Source organism: Paraconexibacter sp. AEG42_29, assembly GCF_040581415.1.
In the GTDB taxonomy this organism is placed as follows: domain Bacteria; phylum Actinomycetota; class Thermoleophilia; order Solirubrobacterales; family Solirubrobacteraceae; genus Paraconexibacter.
In genome coordinates this window covers 929,581-949,522 of sequence record NZ_CP114014.1, presented here as the reverse complement: position 1 = coordinate 949,522, position 19,942 = coordinate 929,581, and the positions used below count along the sequence as shown (strand labels likewise).

The window sequence follows — 19,942 nt, the reverse complement described above, 5'->3', positions numbered from 1 at the left end:
AGTGAGCTAGTGGCACCGGGCACAAGTCCCGGCGGACGTGCAGCGGGGGTCGTCCTACCAGCGCGCCCGAGAGGATTCGAACCTCTGACCTTCGGTTCCGTAGACCGACGCTCTATCCAGCTGAGCTACGGGCGCACGCGAGCGGCGGACCGCTCGACCCTGTCCATGGTAGGCGAAGCGGCGGGCCCGCGCCGTCCCGCCCCCGGCTCAGCCCGCGGCGGCCGTACGACCGCGATCGGTCGCGAACCGCGCCGCGCTGCGGGCGCGGGCCTTCGCCGCCTCGATCTCGCGGTCCTTCGGCGGCGCCGTCGTGACCAGGTCGGCGAGCAGCTCGGACGTGGCGCTCGCGACGGCCTCGACGGCCCGGTCGAACGCGGCCTGATTGGCCTGCGAGGGCTTCGAGGACCCGCTCACCTTGCGGACGAACTGCAGGGCGGCGGCCCGGACCTCGTCCTCGGTGGCCGGCGGCGCGTAGTTGTGAAGCTGACGGATGTTGCGGCACATAGGTGAAAGCCTAGACGCCGTCCCGCGCCATGACTCATCGCCGGGCGCCAGAAGTGAAACGGATTCATTGACCGCGGGCGGGCCAGCCGCGAACATCGGCGGGTGAGCACGCTCGAGACCCCGTCCACCGCCGAAGAGCCGGTCATCCGCCTCGTCCCGTCCGCCGAGGAGCGGCTGCTGCGCGAGTCGGTCGGCGCGATCGCCGCGCGCTATGGCCAGAAGTACATGCTCAAGTGCACGGAGGCGGGCGTTCCGCCGACCGAGCTCTGGGACGAGCTGGCCGAGCACGGCTACGTGGGCGCGAACCTGCCCGAGGAGTACGGCGGCGGCGGGATGGGGATGACCGGCCTGGCCATCGTCCAGGAGGAGCTTGCGCGCCACGGCTGCACGCAGCTGCTGCTCGTCGTGTCCCCCGCGATCGCCGGGTCGATCCTCGCCAAGCACGGCACCCCCGAGCAGCGTGAGCGCTGGATCCCGGGCTTGGCGGACGGCACGGAGCGGATCTCGTTCGCGGTGACCGAGGCGGACGCCGGCACCAACACCCACAAGATCAAGACGCGGGCCAAGCGGGCCGCCGGCGGCGACTGGGTCATCAACGGGCAGAAGACGTACATCTCGGCCGTCGAGCACGCGACCGCGATCCTCGTCGTCGCCCGCGCCGAGCAGGAGGACGGGACGCTCGGCCTGCCGCTGCTGTTCCTCGTCGACGTGGATGCCGCGGGCCTCACGCGCGAGCCGATCCCGACGGCGCTGCGGATGCCCGACCGCCAGTGGACCCTCTTCTTCGACAACCTCACGGTGCCGGCCGACCGCGTCCTGGGCGGTGAGGTCGGCGGGCTCGGCGCGTTGTTCGACGGCCTGAACCCCGAGCGGATCATGGCGGCGGCGGGAGCCATCGGCGCGGCCGACCGCGCGCTCGACCTGGCCGCCACCTACGCCCGCGAGCGCGAGGTCTGGGGCCAGCCGATCGGCGCACACCAGGGCGTCGCTCATCCCCTGGCGAAGATCAAGGTCGAGGTCGAGCTCGCGCGCATGATGGTCACGAAGGCCTGCGCGCTCTACGACGCCGGCTGGAAGGGCGCCGGCGAGGCGTCCAACATGGGCAAGTACGCCGCCGCCGAGGCCGCGGTCCACGCCGTCGACCAGGCGATCCAGACCCACGGCGGCAACGGCGTGGCGCTCGAGTACGGCATCAGCGACATGTGGTGGGGCGCCCGGCTCACGCGCATCGCACCGGTTTCCGCGGAGATGATCCTCAACTACGTGGCCGAGCACTCCCTGGGCCTCCCGAAGAGCTACTGACCCGCGGCGGCCGCCCGGTTCCGCCGTCGTCGGGAAGGAACCGGGCAGCCGCGACGTCCTCGTGGTCATGAGCCCCGCAACCGGCCGCGCGCGTCGATCGACGAAAAACCTGTATGTGCGACCACGCACGATGTACGGTGCCGCCATGCTCCGTAGACGCAGCCTGTTCGTGGTGTCGACGCTCGCAGGGCTGGGTGCGGGCCTGGCGGTGGCGCTACCGGCCGCGGCCGCCGTCCGGATCGAGGTGAGCCAGGCGAGCGACGGCCGCAGGACGCTCACGATCGTCGGCACGAGCGCGGTGGAGAAGATCCGCGTCCGCGCCGGCCAGCCCGAGAGCGGCGTCAAGGTGATCGACGTCCTCACGGCCGATATCGCCGCCCCGGCGCCAGGATGCCGCCGCAGCCGGCTGCAGGACGGCAGGGCGCTTGCCCAGTGCCTGACCGGCAGTGACGCTCGGCTGGTGGCGAACCTCGGTGGTGGCGGCGACGAGCTCATCGTCGAGGCCACCAACGACGCCCTGGGCGGTGCCGCCCCGGTCGTGGACGTCCACGGCGACGCCGGCAACGACCATCTCGAGGTCAACGACAGCTACCCCGTTCCGCCGTCCACCGGCGTCACCGGTTTTCCGGTGCTCCCCGTGCTGATAGCGGGTGACGCGGACAACGACCAGCTGAGCAGTCGCTCCGCCTACGCGGGCACGGGCGGCGCGGGCCGCGACCTGCTCGGCGGGAGCCCGGACGGCGACACCCTGAGCGGCGGCGACGGCGACGACAAGATCAGCGGCGGCAACGGGGACGACAGCCTCGTGGGCGGTCGCGGCGGCGACGACATCGACGGCAACGGCGGGCTCGACGTGCACAGCTACGACGGCAGCACGGCGGTCACCGTCACCCTCGACGAGGGCTGCGATGACGGCTCGGCCGATGATGTGCGCGCCGTCGGCGGGCCGGCAACCGCCGTCCCCGATGCGTGCCTGCCCAACGGCGTCGACCGCGACCGGATCCGGACGGTCGAGACCGTGATCGGGACGGCGGGCGACGACACGCTGGTCGGCAGCAACGCCCCTGAGCGCCTCTTCGGTGGTGGCGGCAACGACACCCTCGAGGGCGGTGGGGGCCTCGACGACCTGATCGGCGAGGGCGGGGTCGACACCCTCCTGGCCCGCGACGCCACGGTCGACGGCCGCCTCATCTGTGGCGACGCGATCGCGGTTCCGGTCGCCGGTCCCGGCGGGATCTCGCAGGCACCGCCGGCGACGCCGGGCGACCGCGCCGTCGTCGACGCGGACGACGTGGTGAGCACCTCCTGCGCGATCGTCCAGCGTGGCGGGGCCGCGGGGCCGGCAGAGCCGCCGGCGATCCCGATCACCCCGTCCCCGGGAGCCGGGACCCCGCCGGCGATCCCCGTCACCCCGCCGGCGACCCCGGGTGGGACGCCACCCGCGACGCCCGGCGGCACCCCGCCGGCCACCCCCGGCGGGACGCCGACCACGCCGGGAACCCCACCGGCCACCGGCGGGACGCCGGCGGCCGCCCCCGGCGCCAGCCCGCCACCCCCGGGGCCGACGCCCGGCGTCGCCCCCGCCACCGTCCCCGCGTCGTTCGTCACCGGCCTCAGCGGCAGCGCGGAGCCCGGCGCAGGCCCGGGCGGCGGCCGCGCCGGGCGGCCGCCGGAGCTCCGGCTCGTCACGCGGGCGGTGACGGCCGACGCGCTCGGTCGCGTCGCCCTGCGGTTGACGTGCGTGTACGACGCCAAGGAGTGCCGCTCGCGGCTGACGCTGACCGCCACGCGCTTCCTCAAGGCTGTGCAGGTCCGCAAGACGCGCCGCGGCCGGCGCGTGGTCACGACGCGGAGAACCCTGCGGATCGCACCCGGGACCGTGCTCGGTCGCGCGCAGGCGCAGATCCCCTGGGGCCGCAGCGCTCCGGTCCGGATCACGCTCACGCCGCGCTTCCGGGCGCTGCTCGCCGCGAGCCCGCGGGCGGTGTCGGTCCGTCTCACGGTGACGGCGACCGACAGCGCTCAGGCGACCGGGGCGGCGACCGCCACGCTGCGCCGGACGCTGCCCATCGCCCGGCGCGCGGCGTCGTCGCGCGCCTAGCGTCATGAGCGCCCGTCCGGCAGCGGAGAGGCCGAACGTGCCGGCCGGAAAGGATCGCGGGCAGGTCGGCGTCTTGAGGATCATGACCACCTCGCGCCGGCTCCCCACCGCGGCCCTGGCCGCCACCGCCCTCGCTGCGCTCGCGCTTCCCGCGGGCGCAGCGTCCGCCCCGCTGAAGTCGGGCAAGGTCGTGCGGGTCGCGGACGGCGACACGCTCACGGTCCGCAGCGGCGGGCGCACCGAGACCGTCGATCTCGTCGGCGTCAAGGCACCGGCCCGCGCGAGCTGCTTCGCGGACCGCTCGACCCGGATCCTGCGGGCGCTGCTGCCGGCCGGCACGAGCGTGCGCCTCGCCGACGAGCAGCGCGTCGCCGGCCGTGGCCGCTACGTGCTCAAGAGCGGCACGTTCATCAACGCCGCGATCCTCCGCGCGGGCGCCGGACGGGTGACGGGGACGACCCGGTTCGCTCGGGGCAGCGCGCTACGGACCGCGGCTGCGGCCGCCCGCGGCGCCGGACGCGGCATCTTCGGGGACTGCCCTCAGGCGGCGGCCTCCCCGGGCACCGGCGGGGCGGCGGGCGGCACCAAGCCCGCGCAGCCCGGAGCCGTCCCGGCCGGTCCCACGCCGGCCCCGCCGACGCCGGCAGGCGACGACCGGCCCGTGACCGACGCGACGCGCATGAAGGCCGCGCTCGACGGGCTCGCGCTGGTCACCTTCCGCAGCGACGCCAACTCAAGCGAGCGCCAGGACACCCTGTTCTGCGCCGACGGCCGTGTGGAACGCACCGAGGAGTTCAGCGCCTTCGCGTCCGGCGGCGGCAACGTCCGCAACGACTTCGCGGGGTCGTGGGTCGTCGGCCACACCCAGCGGCAGACGGACGGCTCGCTCGCCGCGGAGGTCCTGGTCCGCGCGGACGACGCGACGCTCGACTTCCGCCGCCTGCTGCTGGTGCTCGGCACCGACGGCAAGGTCCGGCAGAACGGCCGCACGACGGACAGCGCGCGGTCCACCCGCCCCTGCGCCGCCGCCCCCGCAGGTGCCGCGGTGCAGAACGACACGGCCACCGGGCGTCAGCGCTTCCTGCAGGCGATCACGGGTCGCCGGTTCGACGCCGGCGGGATCGGCAGCCTCGAGGCGTGCAGTAACACGCGCGGCCGCCGCACCGAGGACGGCATCGTCACCGCCGACGGCGCGCTGACCGTCGAATGGGCGATCAGCGACGGCACCACGCACGCCGGCATCGTCCGGATCGAGGACTCCACGCGTGGCAGCGCGCGGCGGATGCAGGTCGTCCTGCCCGCCGGCGGCACGCCGCAGCTGCAGGAGCTCGGACGCGGCGACGGCGCGGCCCGCACCGCGTCGTCGGCCCCCACCACCTGCTGACCCACGCCCGGCGTGCGGCCCAGAGCTCCCTATGTGAGCTCTGGACCACACGCCGGCCTGGTAAGGAGCTACGCGCGCAGGCGATAGCCCGTCTTGAACAGCCGCAGGTTGAGGGCGAAGAGCGCACCCACCGCCAGCGCCAGCAGCGCCAGGGACAGCGCCACGCTCGCCTCGGTGTAGCCCAGGAACCCGTAGCGGACCAGGTTGATCATGTAGTAGACGGGGTTCAGGTGGGTCAGCGTCTCGTACGGCTCGGGCAGCAGCGACGAGGAGTAGAAGACGCCGCCGAGGAAGATCAGCGGCTGCAGGACGAAGGTCTGCGCGAACGAGACGTCGTCGAACTGCTCCGCCCGGACGCCGATCAGGACGCCGAGCTGCGAGAAGAAGAAGCCGACGAGGAACAGCGCCAGCACGAGGATCAGCGGGTGCTCGACGGGCAGGTCGACGAGCAGCGACGCGGCGCAGAACGTCAGCGTCGCGATCAGGCCGCCGCGGAGGAACCCGCCCATCGTGAAGGCCAGCAGCAGCTCCAGCGGCGACGCCGGCGAGGACAGCTGGTCGTCGATCGCCCGCTGGAACTTCTGCTGCAGGATCGACGAGGAGTTGTTCGAGAAGGCGTTGATCGCCCACGCCATCATGATCAGGCCCGGCACGACGAAGACCACGTAGTCGTACCCGTGCAGGGTGTCGATGCGCGACCCGAGCGCGGCGCCGAAGACGGAGATGTAGAGGAACGTCTCCAGCAGCGGTGCGCCGATGGTCTGTCGCTTGATCTTCAGGAAGCGGCTGCACTCGCGGCGCAGCAGCGAGAGGAAGCGGATCTGGGCCTCGGTCATCAGGAACCCACCTCGCTGACCATCCCGCGGGAGAGCTCCTTGCGGCCGACCAGCTCCAGGTAGGCATCCTCCAGCGAGTCGACGTTGTAGGTGGCGGCCAGCTCCGCGCTCGTGCCCTCGGCGACGATCTGGCCGTCGTTGATGAAGGCGATCCGGTCGCAGAGCTGCTCGGCCTCCTCCAGGTAGTGCGTGGTCAGGAGGATCGTCGTCCCCTCCGCGTTGATGCGCTGGACGTAGTGCCAGAGCTCGAGGCGCAGCTCGACGTCGACGCCCGCCGTCGGCTCGTCCAGGATCAGGAACCGCGGCCGGTGCATCAGCGCCCGGGCCAGGATCAGGCGGCGCTTCATGCCGCCGGACAGCGTGCGGGTGCGGTCGTCCTTCTTCGACGTCAGCGAGAAGGCGTCGAGCAGCTCGGCGATGCGGTCCTTGCGGTCGGCCTTGCGCATCCCGAAGTAGCCACCGTGGAAGTCGAGCGTCTCCTCGAGCGTGAGGAAGTGGTCGATGTTCAGGTCCTGCGGGGCGAGGCCGACGGCCTTGCGCGCCTCGGTGTAGTTCGCGACGGCGTCGTGCCCGAAGACGCGGATCGCCCCCGACGTGGGGCTCGCCAGCCCCGTGGTGCAGTGGATGAGGGTGGACTTGCCGGCGCCGTTGGGGCCGAGCAGCCCGAAGAACTGCCCGTCGGCGATCGACAGGTCGACGCCCTGCAAGGCCTTCGTGCCGGTCGGGTACTGCTTGACGAGCTGGGTGATCTCGAGGGCGACCGTGGCCCCCTCGACGGCAGCCGCGGCGGCCGGACGGTGTTGTGGTTCGAATGCCATGGTCCGCCCACTATGGCGCTTCAAGTGCGCTTGAAGTCAAGCAGGGGTGCTGCGCGCCCGCATGAACAGCCAGTTCAGGACGTAGAGGGCGACCCCGCCCAGCAGCAGGACGCCGGCGCGCACGAACGTCTCGCCCTCCTTGCTGAACATCACCGCGATCGACACCACCGCGCCGATGGCCGGCAGCACGACCGGTGTGACGAAGTGGTCGTGGTCGACCGGGTCCCTGCGCAGGACCAGGACGCTGACGTTCACCAGCGAGAAGACCAGGAGCAGCAGCAGCACCGTCATGTCCGCCAGGTCGCCGAGGTCACCGGTCAGGACGAGCACGATCGCGAGCAGCGTCGTGAAGACGATCGCCACCCACGGGGTGCGGCGTCCGGGCAGGACGCGCGTGAAGGCGTGGGGAAGGATTCCCTGCCGGCCCATGCCATACAGCAGCCGCGAGGCCATGACCATGTTGATGAGCGCGCCGTTGGCCAGCGCGAACAGCGCGATGGCCGAGAAAATCTTCGGGTTCACGCTCAGCGGGCCGAGCTGGACGACCTCCTGCAGCGGCCCGGAGGACCCCGCCAGGGTCTTCGTCGGGACGGCGATCGACGCGATGATCGTCACCAGCAGGTAGAGCGTGCCGGCGATGATGAGGCCGCCGAACAAGGCGCGCGGGAACGCCCGCGGCTCCTTCGCCTCCTCCGCGACGTTCACCGAGTCCTCGAACCCGATCAGCGCGTAGAACGCGAGCCCGGTGCCGGCCATGATGGCGCCCAGCGCGGGCTCGCCGTCCTTGATCTCCAGGGCGCGACCGGCGTCCCCACCGCCGTCCAGAATGTACGCGCCGCCGATGATGATCACGAGCAGCAGGCCGCTCAGCTCGATCAGCGTCAGCCCGACGTTGAGCTTGACGCTCTCCCCGATGCCGCGGGAGTTGATGAGCGCGACGATGACGAGGAAGCCGAGCGCGACGGAGACCGTCGGCACGTCCACGAAGACCGACAGGTAGTCGCCGCCGAAGGAGCGGGCGAGGGTGCCCGCCGACGCGAGGCCCGACGCCATCACGGCGAAGGTGACCATGAACGTGAGGAAGGGGATGCCGAACGCCTTGTTCACGTAAAGCGCGGCGCCGGCCGCCTGCGGGTACTTCGTGACGAGCTCCGCGTAGGCGGCCGCGGTGAAGGCGGCGAGGACGAGCGCCGCGAGGAACGCCATCCAGATCGCGCCGCCCATGCGGCCGCCGACGATGCCGACCAGGGTGTAGATGCCGGCACCCAGCACATCCCCCACCACCAGCAGCAGGAGCGCGTTGTTCGAGATGACGCGCTTGAGCTCGGAGGGCGGGCCGGAGTCGCCGTCGGCGGCTCCCACGGCGGCGGCGGTGGCGTCCATGGGTGGCACTTACCCGCTGGCTCCGCAAGTAGGCGCGTAAGGTGTGGGCGATGCTGAAAGCGGCTGCCGATGCGGGGATCCACCGCCTGGTCATCCCCACCCCGTTCGGCGTGGGCGATGTCAACTGCTACCTGATCGAGGACGACCCGCTCACGCTCGTCGACTGCGGGCCCAGCTCCGCGGTCGCGCTGCTGGCGCTCGAGAGCGAGCTGGAGCGCCTCGGCCACTCCCTGCGTGACGTGCAGCTGCTGGTCATCACCCACCAGCACATCGACCACATGGGGCTGGCGCACGTCTTCGCGTCGCGGGGCCGGGCCGAGATCGCCTGCCTGGACAAGCTGGCGCCGGTGCTCGAGAACTGGGAGCACCACGGCGCGCAGGACGACGACGACGCCCTGCTGCTGATGCGCCGCCACGGCGTCGAGGACCACGTGGCGGTCGCGCTGCGGTCCGTCGCCGACATCGTTCGCGGCTGGGGCGTCTCCTGCCGGGTCGACCGGCCGCTGGTGCCCGGCCGACCGCTGGAGCTGGCCGGCCGCTCGCTGGAGGTCCTGCACCGGCCCGGGCACTCGCCGTCGGACATCCTGCTGGTCGACCAGGAGCATCGCGTGGCGATCACGGGCGACCATCTGCTCGCCGGCATCTCCTCGAACGCGGTGATCTCGCGTCCGCTCGTCCACAAGTGGGACGGCCGCCGCCCGAAGACGCTGCTCGACTACCGCGAGTCGTTGCGCCTGACCGCGGAGCTCGACGTCGACGTCATGCTCGGCGGCCATCGCCAGCCCGTGACCGGTCACCGTGAGCTGATCGCCGAGCGGCTGCAGGAGCACGAGCGGCGAGCGGAGAAGATCTTCGACAAGCTCGCCGCCGGTCCGCGGACCGCCCACGAGCTCGCCACCGAGACGTGGGGCGAGGTCGCCGTCACGCAGGTCTTCCTCACCCTGAGCGAGATCCTGGGCCACCTCGACCTCCTGATCGACCGCGGGCTCGTGACCGAGGACCGCAGCGCCGACGTGATCCGCTTCGCCCGCGCGGAGTAGCGGGCGGCACGCGCGACGCCGCCGCTCACGGCTCAGGCGCGATGCTGCCTCCGGATCGGCGCGCCGGGCGTCCACACGGCGATCTCGATCTCCTTCCCGCCCGCCGCCAGGGTGACGGTCGAGACCTCGCGCAGGTCGAGGCGGAACAGGTGCGTGGGACCGGCCGCGGCGTGCTCGCCGTTGATCCGCAGGACGGTCTCCGGGTCGGTGACCTCGACCGCGAGGCCGGCGAGCTTCGCGTCCCCGGTCCAGTCCGGCGGCGAGTCCGAGCCACTGTGCAGCGCGAACCGCGGGTCGCGCTGCAGGTCGTGCGCCTTGCGGGCCTGCCACATGGATCCGATCCACAGGTCGCCGTCGATCAGCTGGACCTCGGTGCCGCTGATCCGCGGCGATCCGTCGGCACGCACGGTCGCCAGCGTCTTGTGGACGTACGCGTCCAGTCGTGTGCGGACCGCATCCGCGAATGCCGGCTCTGCGGCGTGGAGCTCGTTCCAGGTGGCCATGCCGCCGAGGGTCGCACGGGCCCTCCCGGCCCCGCCCGAGCTTGTCGAACGCGATCAACCGCACGGTCAACCGGGCGGGCCGCGAGAATGCGCCGGGCATGGCCGACCGGCTCCGAGACCTGCTGGACCTGATCGTCGCGTCGCTCGACGACCCGGCGGCCGACGGGCGCGGGCTCGCGGGCCGTGCGCACTTCTCCCGCGACCACTTCGACCGCCTGCTGGCCGCGGCGACCGGCGAGACACCCGTCGCGCTGCGCCGGCGCCTGCTGCTCGAGCGCGCGGCGTGGCAGCTGCACCCCGCGGCGACGACGTCGGCCGCCGCGGAGGCGGAGTCCGGACGGGGCGGGCCCGCCGTCGCGGCGGTCGCCGCCACCGCCGGGTACGGATCGCTTGCCGCCTTCTCGCGCGCGTTCTCCCGCGCCTTCGGCGTGCCTCCGAGCGAGTACGCGCGCGCGGCCGCGGCGGGCGCCGCCGTCCCGTCGCCGCGCATCGACGCGCCGAACGGCATCCACTTCCTGGCGCCGGCCGGGTTCGTCCTGCCGTCGGCCCCCACCGCCGGCGCACGAGCGGCCCGGGCCGCGCCGCGCCCGCCCGCGACGTGACCGTCGACCGGCTCCTCGCCCATCACCTGGCCCGGTCCGCCGACCTCGTCGCAGCGGCCGCGCAGCTGCCGGACGCCGCTCTGGACCGCGTCCTGCGGCCGGGGCTCGTGATCGTGTGGTTCGACGGCGAGGAGCCCTCGGCACGACACCTCGCCGAGGGTGTGGTGCACGCGGTCGAGGTCTGGGTCGCCGCCATGGACGGCCTCCCCCAGCCGGTGGACGTGCGCGGGGACTGGCCGCGGCGCCTCGAGCTGGCCGGCGCGGCGTTCACCCGGATCGCGACCGCCCTCCGCTCCCGCGATGGCTGGGACGACGCGTTCGTCGACGCCCTCTGCGAGCCGCCGCAGGCGTTCACCTACGGCGGCGCGGTGGCGCACGTCCTCAGTTACGGGGGCGTCCGTCGGGAGGCGCTGGCCGGCGTGCTGGCCGAGCTCGGCGCGCCGGAGCCGGCGACCCACGCAGATCCCCTGGCCTGGGAGATGGACTGACACGTAGCGCATCGCGAGCCAGCGGGTAACGGTCGTTATCAAATCGCTAACCTGTGACGCCGTGACCCGCCGCGACCGCGTCCTCGAAGCCGCCGCCACCCTCTTCCACGAGCGCGGGTTCCACGGGGTCGGCATCGACGAGATCGGGCGGAGCGCCGGGACCAACGGCCCCGCGATCTATCGCGACTTCAAGGGTAAGGACGAGCTGCTCGCGATCCTCTTCGAGGGCGCTCTCGACATCGTGACGATCCCGACGTCGGCGAGCTTCGACGATCCCCAGGCCGAGCTCGCATTCATCGTCCGCCACCACGCGACCTTCGCGGTCGAGAACCTCGCGCTCGTGAGCATCTACGCGCACGAGCACCGCAGCCTCGTCGACCCGTGGAAGACCACGTTCGAGAAGCGCCTGCAGAAGCACGGCTCGCGCTGGCGGCGCACGATCGCCGCGTGCTACCCCGACGCCAGCCGGCAGGACGCCGCGATCGCTGCGCACGCCGCGATCGGCATGCTGCACTCGGTCGTCTTCTGGCCGCCGTCGGTCCTGAAGGCGCCGGACGTCGTCGACCGCCTGTGCGAGATGGCGCTCGGCGCCATCGCCCAGGCCGCGGTCGCACAACCCGCGGCCTGAGCGACGCCCGCCGGAGCGGGACTACTTCGGCTGGGGCGCCGAGACCAGCAGGTCGAACGGCAGGCGCTCGACGTCCGTCGAGAGGTCCAGGTGCACGTGCTTGGACTCGGTGTACTCGTCGAGCGCGCCGGGGCCGAGCTCGCGGCCGACGCCGCTCTGCTTGTAGCCGCCGAACGGCAGCGCCGGGTCGACGGCGTGCCAGTTGTTGATCCAGACCGTGCCCGCCCGCAGGCGCGCTCCGACCTCCAGGGCCTCCTCGAGGTCGGACGCCCAGAGGCCGGCCGTCAGGCCGTACTCGTTGTCGTTCGCCATTGCGACGGCGTCGTCGACGGTGTCGTAGGGGATCACGACCATGACCGGCCCGAAGATCTCCTCGCGGGCGATCTGCATGTCGTTCGTGACGTTCGTGATGATCGTCGGGGAGATCCAGTACCCCTTGGCGAACTCGTCGCCGTCGGGGGCACCGCCACCGAGCGCGAATGTCGCGCCGTCGGCCTTGGCCTGCTCCAGGTAGGACAGGATGCGGTCCCGCTGGCGGCCGGAGACGACCGGGCCCATGTCGGTGTCGAAGTCGGTCGGGTCACCGAGCGTGATCGTCGACGCACGGTCGACGAGCTTCGCGACGACCTCGTCGTACTTGTCGCGGTGGACGAAGAGCCGGGTGCCGGACTCGCAGATCTGGCCCGAGTAGAGCATGCAGCCGAAGAGCGCACCGTCGATGGCGTAGGACAGGTCGGCGTCCTTGAGCATGATGACCGGCGCCTTGCCGCCCAGCTCGAGCGAGACCTTCTTCACCGTGCCGGAGGCGAGCCGCATGATCTCGCGGCCGATCGCCGTCGAGCCGGTGAAGGCGATCTTGTCGACGTCGGGGTGGGACGCGAGGCGCGCGCCGACCTCGGCGCCGTCGCCGCTGACGATGTTGAAGACGCCGTCCGGGACGCCCTCCTCGTGGGCGATCTGCGCGAGGCGCAGCAGCGACAGCGGGGTCTTCTCGTCCGGCTTGACGACGATCGAGTTGCCGGCGGCGAGCGCGGGGCCGATCTTCCAGATGCCGAGGACGAGCGGGAAGTTCCACGGCACGATCGCGGCGCAGACGCCGATCGGCTCGCGCACGATCGTGTTCACCGAATGCGTCGGGTACGGCTTCGTCGCGACCGCACGCTCGAACTCGTACGTCAGCGCCTGCTCGGCGAAGTACAGGAAGTGCGGCGAGGCGAGCCCGCAGTGGAAGCCCGTCGCCTGGCGGACGGTCGCGCCGTTGGCGCACGTCTCGAGCTCAATGATCTCCTCGAGCTCCTCGCCGAGGCGGTTGGCGATCCGGGTCATGATCGCGGAGCGGTCCTCCTGCGACTTGCGCGACCACGAGCCGGACTCGAACGCACGGCGGGCGGCGTCGACGGCCGCATCCGCGTGCTCGACCGAGCCCTTCGCCATGGTGGCGACGAGCTCCTCGGTCGCCGGGCTGCGGATCTCGTAGACCTCGGCGGCATCGACGTCCTTGCCGTCGATGAACATCTGATGGTGCTTCACGCTGACGGTGGCCACGACGGGTCCTCCTGAAGTGAGAGTTTGATGGCTCTACCTTCGCTGCCGCCTGCGCGCGGTGCGCCTACCGAGGGGAGGAAAGCCCTCCCCCCAGGGGGGGACGCCCGCGTCAGTAGCCGCGGGGCTCGTAGCGCCAGCGGTCGATCGCGGCGCCCATCATCTCGGCCCACTCGGCCAGCTGCTTGGCCTCCGGAACGGTGATCTCCGTGCGGCAGGCCCGGATCGCGAGCGTCGCGATCGGCTCGCGCACCTCCGTGATCTCGTCGATCAGCAGGCGGACGCGGCCGCCGATGACCTGCCCGGCGAGCTCGGCCAGGAGCAGGTCGAGAGCGCCCTTCAGGCCGACGGCCGCCGCCCGGTAGCGGCGCTGGTCGAGGTCCAGGAGCACGCGCAGCAGCAGCTCCTCGGACTCCATGGTGATCCCCTGGCCGGCGAGGACGGCGGCGACGCCCTCGCTCGGCGCGAGCTGGAGCGCGCGCGGGAGGCGCCCGGCCTTCGGCGCCTCGACGTTGATCGCCCGCGTCCAGCGGCCTGCGAAGACCTCTTCGGAGAACCCGTGCCCCAGCCGCACGAGGCGCGGATCGGCGCGCGAGACGTCGAAGACGTACGGGTCGGCCGCGCAGACGCGATAGACGCCGACGGCGCGGTTCAGGTCGGCGAGGCCGTCGCGGACCCAGCGCTCGGTCTCGAGCGGCTCCATCGCCTTCAGGAACTGATCGGCCTGGATCTTCTCGCGCAGCATGTGCCGCCCGCGGATGACCGTCGCGATCGTCAGCGGGACCTCGCGCTCGGTGTCGGGGCTCTCGTCCTTCTGGCCGCGGCGCAGGAACGAGCCGCTGGACGCCTTGGCGCCGCGCACCCGGATGACGAGGACGTCCGCGCTGCCGAGCAGCCGCGAGTCGCCCTCACCGCGCTGGATGGGCGGCTCCGCGGGCGCCTCACGCTCGGCGCGAGCCGGCTCCGCACCTCGCGCAGCGCCACCGCCGGCGGCCATCGCGGCCTCCGGAGCGCGCCGGCGTGCCTCGGACCCGGCCTGGACCTGCTCCGGCGGGGCCTCCGGGGGCGGCTGGAGGAGGTACCGCCCGGCTGCGAGCCCGAGCGAATGGGCGAACTCGAACTGCACGAACGGGAAGTAGCGGCGGGTGGCGCTGGCCATCATCGACCCTTCTTGGGCACGGCATCGAGCCGCGCGATGGAGTACTGCTTGGACAGGGCCGACGCGAGGACGCCGAACAGGATGACGTCGCCCGCGATGAACGCCGGCCCCCGGGCGACCTTCGCGCCGACGATCAGCGCGATGCTCAGGTGGACGGCGACCACGACCATCATCGAGAGGAACAGCGTGTGCGACCGGTAGCCGCGGATGTGCTCGCGCCCGGCGAACTCGATCGCGGCGATCGAGATGAAGATGAGCCCGCCGCTGATGGCGGGGGAGCCCGGCCCGCGGGCCAGGCCGATGAGGAAGACGATCAGCCCGATCGCGATCGCGAACTCGGAGATCGGCGCCTTGCCCCACAGCGCGGCGGGGCGATCGGGCTTCGCGGCCGCACGGCGGCGGCGACGCTCGGCGGCCGTGCCGCCGCCACTCCCCAGGGACGCGCTCGGCCGCATGACGGCCTTCGGCTTCTGCCCCGGGGTCTTGACGACGTTCGGGGCGAGGTCGCCCGCAGCCTTCCACGATGCCTTCGCGCGCTCGACCGGGCCGGCGTCGGCGCTCGGCGGCGCGGCCGCAGCGGCGCGCCCGGACGACGCCGGCTCGCGGCTGACGCCCTTCACCGGACCGGACCGTGCTCGGCTGCGCTTGCCCACTCGGCTACCCCTCGCGCCGGCGGCGCAGCCCGCGACGTCGCGGTGTGGAGGTGGCCGTCGTGGAGTCCTTGACCTTCGCGGTCGCCTTCGCGATGACGACCTCGTGCAGCGCGTTGCGCGTGGCGAGCAGCTCGTCGCGGATCTCCTCGAGCTGCGCGGTGGTGAGGATCGCCGGCCCGCGACGGGCGGACCCGGGCAGGTCCTCGTACGGGCAGTTCGCCGCCGCGAAGCGGGAGATCTCGATCTCCAGGCGCCGGATCTGCCGCAGCAGCTCCGCGCGCATCGGGCCTTCGTCGACGGGCGCGCCGTCGTGGACGACGGGCGGCGGGGCGCCGCCGTCGCTCGGGATGATGGGGCTGGTCGGTGTGCGCATCACGCGTCCTCTGCCTCGCTGTCAGTGGGTGCTCCCACGGATCTTCCCTGATCGACGTGCATCGTCACACGGACTCGCTGCCGCGGCGTTTGAACTGACCGTCCGCCTCGGTCTCCATCGGCGACTCGGCGCGGCCGGTCTGCCACGCGAGCGGGCGCCCGCCGGGCCAGTAGCCGAACGCGAGCACGCCCACGCTGCCGAGCCAGGCGATGAAGAGCGCCGAGCTGATGGGAAACGGGAAGATCGATCCGATGACCGTCGTGATGCCGGCGCCGAGCCCGAACAGGCCGAGGAAGCGCGTCGTCAGGCCGACCCGCATCAGCTCGGCCGCGGTCATGGATATCCAGAGGCCGAACAGGAAGCCGCCGAAGACGTTGAAGTACGCGGCGAAGCTCTTCGTGAGGTCGTCCGTCAGCTCCTCCGCCCGCGCCAGCGTCTGCATCGGCTCGGCGAGGGCGACGAACTCGCGGCCGGCGTCGCGCTGGTCCAGGAAGCCGATCGCCGTCGAGATGCTCACGACCGCGATCGCGGCGAGGCCCAGGATCGGGATGTACCGCACGTAGGACTCGTTCCCCCGGTCGCGGATCGCCCGGAAGGTGTAGAGCGCGAACGGGATCAGCACCAGGATGCAGAGGACACGCAGCACCATCGCCGTGAATTGCCCGTCCCCGGACAGGCCCGAGTTGATCAGGACGGTCTTGTCGTTCTGCTTCTCGAAGTCGCGGGCGATGTCGCTCGCGGCGACGGGCACCGCGGCGATCGTCCCGACGACCGACAGGATCGCAAGCACGCCGACGGGACGGCCCCAGCGCCGCTCCCAGTCGACGTCGGCGACCTCCTCCGGTGCGTCGATCGGTCGTGTGCCCTTGCTCATGTCGGGACCTCCTGCTTGGACGGACGGGCCCCGGGGCGGGTCCTCCCGGCGGACGGGGACCCCTCGGCGCGGACCTTCGGGGCCATGCGCTCGGAGACCATCGGAACGATCAGGACCGCGACGACGAGGCAGACCACGAGCTCGGCGGCGACCAGCCAGCCGAGCTGGGCCAGCAGCGGCAGGCGGCTGGCGCCCAGGACAGCGAAGCCCACGGCGACGGTCGCGGCCGACAGGCCGACGGCGCCGCCGATGTCGCGCGTGGCGATCGCACGTGCCTCGGCGGGCGAGCGGCCGGCGGCGCGGGCCTGGCGGAAGCTCATGTCCAGCAACATGCCGAACTCGAGGCCGATCGCCAGTACCAGCGGCTCGAGCGCCGCGGCCAGCGGCGACAGCGTGACCCCGGAGAGCGCGAGCACGAGCGACGACAACCCGGCGGCCAGCAGCGCGGGCGCCAGCACGAGCGCGACCCGACGCCAGTCGCGCCAGAAGGCGAACAGGATCGCGCCGACCACGCCGGCGGCGAGCAGCAACAGCCACGGTCGCGAGCGGTCCAGCTGACGCGTGCTGTTCGCGCTCTCGGCGACCAAGCCGGCGACCGAGGCACTGACGCCCGCCGGTGGGTTCTTGAGCAGGTCGTCGATCCGGCGCGCGATGCGGCCCTGCTCGTCGACGCTCACGAACGGCACGCCGTAGGTCAGCTCGGCGGTGCGCCGGTCCTTCGACACGACGGCATCCAGGAAGTACGGCGGCAGGAGCTTCATCATCGCCTGTGTACCGCTGCGGTTGATCTGCGCGGTCGGATCACCGCCGGTCACGAGGTCGGCCAGGTTCGGGCCGGCGCTGAGGCGCTTGTCGACGGACTGCGCCTTGCGCGCGACCTCGCCGAGCCACGTCAGGACGGCCGGGTCGGTGACGTTCGTCGCGCGCACCGCGACGCTGATCTGGCCGCTGGTCCCGATCTCCCGCTGGAAGGCCTGCGTGTCCTTGAGCTGCTCGAGGTTGCTGGGCGCCAGCTGCGAGATGTCCGACTGCAGGTCCACCCGGTCGCTGACGACGAGCCCGGCGACCGCGAGGCCGACCACGACCGCGATGACGATCGGCGCCGGCGAGAAGCGGACGAGGCGGTCGCCGCCGGGAAGCGCGAGCGGCTTCACCGGCCCGCGGTCGAGGGCCACCAGCAGGGCCGGCCCTACGAGCAGCGCGACAGCGACCGCGCTGAGCACGCCGATGGCGAGGACGGCACCGAGGCGGTCGATCAGCGGGACGGGCCCGACCATCAGCACCAGGAATCCGGCGGCCATCGCACCGGCGGCCAGGAGCAGGGTCGGCTGCAGCCCTTCCCGTGCCGCGCGCGCCGCGACGTCCGGCGCCAGCCCGTCCGCTCGTTCGAGCCAGTAACGGGCCTGCAGCTGCACGGCGAAGTCGAGCCCGAGCCCCAGGATCACCGGCAGCGCGGCGACGGTCGAGACCGTCAGTCCGAGCCCCAGGGGCAGGCTGAGGCCGAGGGTGAGGCCCAGCGACCCGAGCGCCAGGGCGAGCGCGGCCAGCCGGCCCCGACGACGGCGGAGCACCAGCAGCAGCAGGAGCAGCATCGCCACGCCAGCGATCGGCGCCAGCCGCAGGATCTCAGCTCGCGTCTCGCGCTCGAGTCCGGCAGCGAGGAGCGGAAGCCCGGCGATCTCGACCTTCGCGTCCCCGAGCTTGGTCTGCGTGACCACCCTGCGGATCTGCTTGCCGAGCGCGAGCATGTCGGGCCCGCTGACCCCAGGATCGGGCCGGACGAGGATCAAGGCGTGCTCGGCGTCCGGGAAGAGCCACTTGAAGCGCTGCTTGGGCTCGATGCCCGCGCCGAAGACCAGCGTCTTGACGAAGTTCGCGTTGGCCAGGCCGGGCAGCCCGACGGAGCCGAAGCGAACCAGCAGCTCCTGCAGCTCCTTGCCCTTGGTGCCGACGGTGGCGTCGAACGCAGCCTTCTTTGCCGCGGCGACCTGCGCGGGGCTGTCGCCGCGAGCCTGCGCGGCCTTGACGGCGGCGGCCTCCGCGGCGTCGGCTTGCCTGCCGACGGCACCGAGCTGCTGCTTGACGATCCGCTCGGTTTGGACAACGGTCTGGTTGATGAACGTCCCGGGGCCGTAGACCGCCTTCACGCCCTTGAGCTGGTTGAGCCGGCCCTCCATCGACAGCAGGCTCGTCAGCGCCCCGGGCGCGAGCGTGGAGCTCAGGTCCGCTTCCAGCGAGATCGCTATCGGATCCTGACCGAACTGGTCGGTCAGGTCCGATGTGGCCTTGGCGATCTCTGAACGGGACCCCGCGAGCAGGTCGGTCGAGGGGACGCTCTCCAGCTGCGTCGCCGCGGCGACGCAGAGGAGAAGCACGACAAGGGCCGCAGCGAGCGTGGTGCCCGGCCGGCTGAGCAAACTACTTCGCCGCCTGCACCTGTGGGTAGTTCCCGTCGAAGGGCTCGATCGGGTCGAGCTTGCCGGGCTTCGGGTACGGGTTGTACTTGCCCGGGGTCAGGTTCCCGAACGTCGCGGTGGACGTCAGCGCCTGCAGGATCTTGCCCTGCGCGGGCGTCAGCGACGAGATGGCGTCCAGCCCGAAGACGCCGAACGCGCGGGCACGGTAGCCGTAGGCGTCCTTGGCGGAGACCGCGGCACCGACGTTCGCGAAGAACGCCCCGAGCTCGTCGTTGTAGTCCTTCAGGTAGTTCGCCGTCGGGTCGACCTGCCGCAGGAACGCGTCCAGCGGGCTGATGATGGTGCGCAGCTTCTTGCTGGCGGGCGAGAGCTCGCTGAGCAGCGGGTCGGCCTTGTCCAGGAACGGACGCAGCTCGCGGAACAGCGTCCGGGCGCTCTTGGCGGCCGGTCCGAGGTCCGTGATCGCGGGCGACAGCGACCGCGACGAGATTTTCAGCGACCGGAAGACCGGGGTGGCGGACGTGGAGAAGCTCGCGAGCTTGTTCACGCTCGACTTGGCGCGGTCGAGGGTCGCGGGCAGCTCCTGCAGCGACTCGCGGAGCTTGTCGTCACGGTCGACGACGGCATCCGCGGTGGAGCGAGCGTCCCGGACGAGGCTGCGGAACGCCTCGGTGCGCTCACCGAGCGCCTCCAGCACGACACCGGTGTTGCCGATCAGCGCGGCGAGCTGCTTGCGCTGTGGCTGCAGGATGTTGCCGAGCCGGACGCCGTTGTCCACGACCGGGTTGATCGTGCCGAACAGCTTGTTGAGGTTCTGGCCGTCGCCGTCGAGGCCGACGCCGATCCCGCGCAGGTTGCGCCGGACCTCGTTACGCGTCTTGGCGTCGAAGCTCGACAGGATCCGCTCGAGCGGCACGACTTCCTTGGACTGGTCGAGCGGGATCGTGGACCCATCCGCCAGCTTGCCGGAGGCGGGCGTGCCCGGCTCGATGTCGAGGTAGCTCTCGCCGACGAGCGTCTTCGTCCGGACCCGGATCGTCGCGTCCTTGAAGACGACGTCCTGGCCCTTCTTCTCGATCTCGAACTTGATCTTGCTGATGTCGCCCTCGGGCTCGATCGACCGGACGCGGCCGATGCGGATGCCGTCCTTGCGGACGTCAGAGTTGTTGACGATGTTCAGCGCGTCGGGGACGAGCGTGCTCACCGTGTAGGGGCTGTTCACCCGCAGGCGACCGCCGGCGGAGGTGAACAGGTAGAGGAACAGCGCCATGCAGATGATCACGAACCCGATGAGGGCCATGACCTTGAGGCGGAGGTTGTCAACGCGCATTGGTC

19 protein-coding genes and 1 tRNA gene are annotated in these 19,942 nt (G+C 72.1%); 7 read left to right on the top strand and 13 right to left on the bottom strand.

Translation table 11 applies throughout. From position 1 onward, the window contains the following. Positions 1-61: 61 nt before the first annotated feature. Both DSM112329_RS04545 and DSM112329_RS04540 read right to left on the bottom strand, forming a co-directional pair. Positions 62-135, bottom strand: a tRNA-Arg gene (locus DSM112329_RS04545). Between the two features lie 72 nt (positions 136-207). After that, positions 208-504, bottom strand: coding sequence for a DUF2277 domain-containing protein (locus tag DSM112329_RS04540; protein WP_354700625.1), 297 nt, complete (start codon positions 502-504; stop codon positions 208-210). A gap of 144 nt (positions 505-648) precedes the next feature. Between DSM112329_RS04540 and DSM112329_RS04535 the strand changes: the two genes are divergently transcribed. The 3 genes from DSM112329_RS04535 to DSM112329_RS04525 all read left to right on the top strand — a co-directional run bounded on the left by DSM112329_RS04535 (position 649) and on the right by DSM112329_RS04525 (position 5,291). Next, entirely contained in the window at positions 649-1,806 is a 1,158-nt protein-coding gene (locus DSM112329_RS04535; RefSeq protein ID WP_354702438.1) for an acyl-CoA dehydrogenase family protein, read from the top strand. 145 nt (positions 1,807-1,951) lie between these two features. Continuing rightward, positions 1,952-3,907: a hypothetical protein gene (locus DSM112329_RS04530; RefSeq protein WP_354700624.1), complete on the top strand. Its 1,956-nt coding sequence runs from the start codon at positions 1,952-1,954 to the stop codon at positions 3,905-3,907. Between the two features lie 82 nt (positions 3,908-3,989). Next, a complete protein-coding gene (locus tag DSM112329_RS04525) occupies positions 3,990-5,291 on the top strand; it encodes a hypothetical protein (protein ID WP_354700623.1) in 1,302 nt (433 codons plus the stop codon). A 68-nt stretch (positions 5,292-5,359) separates the two neighbouring features. On the opposite strand, the gene DSM112329_RS04520 is transcribed toward DSM112329_RS04525, so the two are convergent. Genes DSM112329_RS04520 through DSM112329_RS04510 form a run of 3 tightly spaced genes read right to left on the bottom strand, consistent with a single transcriptional unit; the run spans position 5,360 to position 8,328 of the window. Further along, positions 5,360-6,127: an ABC transporter permease gene (locus DSM112329_RS04520; RefSeq protein ID WP_354700622.1), complete on the bottom strand. Its 768-nt coding sequence runs from the start codon at positions 6,125-6,127 to the stop codon at positions 5,360-5,362. Beyond that, positions 6,127-6,945: an ABC transporter ATP-binding protein gene (locus tag DSM112329_RS04515; protein WP_354700621.1), complete on the bottom strand. Its 819-nt coding sequence runs from the start codon at positions 6,943-6,945 to the stop codon at positions 6,127-6,129. The genes DSM112329_RS04520 and DSM112329_RS04515 overlap by 1 nt, the downstream gene beginning before the upstream one ends. 36 nt (positions 6,946-6,981) lie before the next feature. Beyond that, positions 6,982-8,328 carry an APC family permease gene (locus DSM112329_RS04510; RefSeq protein ID WP_354700620.1) on the bottom strand — a complete coding sequence of 449 codons (1,347 nt, stop codon included), beginning with the start codon at positions 8,326-8,328 and terminating at the stop codon, positions 6,982-6,984. Between the two features lie 50 nt (positions 8,329-8,378). Between DSM112329_RS04510 and DSM112329_RS04505 the strand changes: the two genes are divergently transcribed. Further along, positions 8,379-9,368 carry an MBL fold metallo-hydrolase gene (locus DSM112329_RS04505; protein ID WP_354700619.1) on the top strand — a complete coding sequence of 330 codons (990 nt, stop codon included), beginning with the start codon at positions 8,379-8,381 and terminating at the stop codon, positions 9,366-9,368. A gap of 32 nt (positions 9,369-9,400) precedes the next feature. Here the strand turns inward: DSM112329_RS04505 and DSM112329_RS04500 are convergent, their stop codons facing one another. Continuing rightward, positions 9,401-9,871, bottom strand: a complete 471-nt coding sequence (locus DSM112329_RS04500; protein ID WP_354700618.1) for a pyridoxamine 5'-phosphate oxidase family protein — start codon at positions 9,869-9,871, stop codon at positions 9,401-9,403. Positions 9,872-9,969: 98 nt separating this feature from the next. Between DSM112329_RS04500 and DSM112329_RS04495 the strand changes: the two genes are divergently transcribed. From DSM112329_RS04495 to DSM112329_RS04485, 3 genes are all read left to right on the top strand, one after another. Continuing rightward, a complete protein-coding gene (locus DSM112329_RS04495) occupies positions 9,970-10,473 on the top strand; it encodes an AraC family transcriptional regulator (protein ID WP_354700617.1) in 504 nt (167 codons plus the stop codon). Then, entirely contained in the window at positions 10,470-10,961 is a 492-nt protein-coding gene (locus tag DSM112329_RS04490; protein ID WP_354700616.1) for a hypothetical protein, read from the top strand. The genes DSM112329_RS04495 and DSM112329_RS04490 overlap by 4 nt, the downstream gene beginning before the upstream one ends. A 61-nt stretch (positions 10,962-11,022) precedes the next feature. Beyond that, complete coding sequence (locus tag DSM112329_RS04485) at positions 11,023-11,589, top strand: TetR/AcrR family transcriptional regulator (RefSeq protein ID WP_354700615.1); 567 nt, start codon at positions 11,023-11,025, stop codon at positions 11,587-11,589. Between the two features lie 21 nt (positions 11,590-11,610). On the opposite strand, the gene DSM112329_RS04480 is transcribed toward DSM112329_RS04485, so the two are convergent. From DSM112329_RS04480 to DSM112329_RS04450, 7 genes are all read right to left on the bottom strand, one after another. Further along, on the bottom strand, positions 11,611-13,134 hold the full coding sequence (locus DSM112329_RS04480; protein WP_354700614.1) for an aldehyde dehydrogenase family protein: 1,524 nt from the start codon (positions 13,132-13,134) through the stop codon (positions 11,611-11,613). Between the two features lie 109 nt (positions 13,135-13,243). After that, on the bottom strand, positions 13,244-14,290 hold the full coding sequence (locus DSM112329_RS04475; protein WP_354700613.1) for a hypothetical protein: 1,047 nt from the start codon (positions 14,288-14,290) through the stop codon (positions 13,244-13,246). Beyond that, complete coding sequence (locus DSM112329_RS04470) at positions 14,290-14,910, bottom strand: hypothetical protein (protein WP_354700612.1); 621 nt, start codon at positions 14,908-14,910, stop codon at positions 14,290-14,292. Before DSM112329_RS04470 ends, DSM112329_RS04475 begins: the two co-directional genes overlap by 1 nt. A 37-nt stretch (positions 14,911-14,947) precedes the next feature. Next, positions 14,948-15,316 (bottom strand): hypothetical protein, encoded by a 369-nt coding sequence (locus tag DSM112329_RS04465; protein ID WP_354700611.1) that lies wholly within the window; start codon positions 15,314-15,316, stop codon positions 14,948-14,950. A 64-nt stretch (positions 15,317-15,380) separates the two neighbouring features. Further along, entirely contained in the window at positions 15,381-16,190 is an 810-nt protein-coding gene (locus DSM112329_RS04460; RefSeq protein ID WP_354700610.1) for a DUF4386 family protein, read from the bottom strand. Next, positions 16,187-18,565, bottom strand: a complete 2,379-nt coding sequence (locus DSM112329_RS04455; RefSeq protein ID WP_354700609.1) for an MMPL family transporter — start codon at positions 18,563-18,565, stop codon at positions 16,187-16,189. Before DSM112329_RS04455 ends, DSM112329_RS04460 begins: the two co-directional genes overlap by 4 nt. 43 nt (positions 18,566-18,608) lie before the next feature. Further along, positions 18,609-19,937 (bottom strand): MlaD family protein, encoded by a 1,329-nt coding sequence (locus DSM112329_RS04450; RefSeq protein ID WP_354700608.1) that lies wholly within the window; start codon positions 19,935-19,937, stop codon positions 18,609-18,611. Between the last annotated feature and the right edge of the window lie 5 nt (positions 19,938-19,942).

Bases quoted from the DNA above. Each gene is read 5' to 3' on its own strand.
- DSM112329_RS04540 (WP_354700625.1), bottom strand. From the start codon at position 504: ATGTGCCGCAACATCCGTCAGCTTCACAACTACGCGCCGCCGGCCACC.
- DSM112329_RS04530 (WP_354700624.1), top strand. From the start codon at position 1,952: ATGCTCCGTAGACGCAGCCTGTTCGTGGTGTCGACGCTCGCAGGGCTG.
- DSM112329_RS04525 (WP_354700623.1), top strand. From the start codon at position 3,990: ATGACCACCTCGCGCCGGCTCCCCACCGCGGCCCTGGCCGCCACCGCC.
- DSM112329_RS04520 (WP_354700622.1), bottom strand. From the start codon at position 6,127: ATGACCGAGGCCCAGATCCGCTTCCTCTCGCTGCTGCGCCGCGAGTGC.
- DSM112329_RS04515 (WP_354700621.1), bottom strand. From the start codon at position 6,945: ATGGCATTCGAACCACAACACCGTCCGGCCGCCGCGGCTGCCGTCGAG.
- DSM112329_RS04510 (WP_354700620.1), bottom strand. From the start codon at position 8,328: ATGGACGCCACCGCCGCCGCCGTGGGAGCCGCCGACGGCGACTCCGGC.
- DSM112329_RS04505 (WP_354700619.1), top strand. From the start codon at position 8,379: ATGCTGAAAGCGGCTGCCGATGCGGGGATCCACCGCCTGGTCATCCCC.
- DSM112329_RS04500 (WP_354700618.1), bottom strand. From the start codon at position 9,871: ATGGCCACCTGGAACGAGCTCCACGCCGCAGAGCCGGCATTCGCGGAT.
- DSM112329_RS04495 (WP_354700617.1), top strand. From the start codon at position 9,970: ATGGCCGACCGGCTCCGAGACCTGCTGGACCTGATCGTCGCGTCGCTC.
- DSM112329_RS04475 (WP_354700613.1), bottom strand. From the start codon at position 14,290: ATGGCCAGCGCCACCCGCCGCTACTTCCCGTTCGTGCAGTTCGAGTTC.
- DSM112329_RS04465 (WP_354700611.1), bottom strand. From the start codon at position 15,316: ATGCGCACACCGACCAGCCCCATCATCCCGAGCGACGGCGGCGCCCCG.
- DSM112329_RS04460 (WP_354700610.1), bottom strand. From the start codon at position 16,190: ATGAGCAAGGGCACACGACCGATCGACGCACCGGAGGAGGTCGCCGAC.
- DSM112329_RS04450 (WP_354700608.1), bottom strand. From the start codon at position 19,937: ATGCGCGTTGACAACCTCCGCCTCAAGGTCATGGCCCTCATCGGGTTC.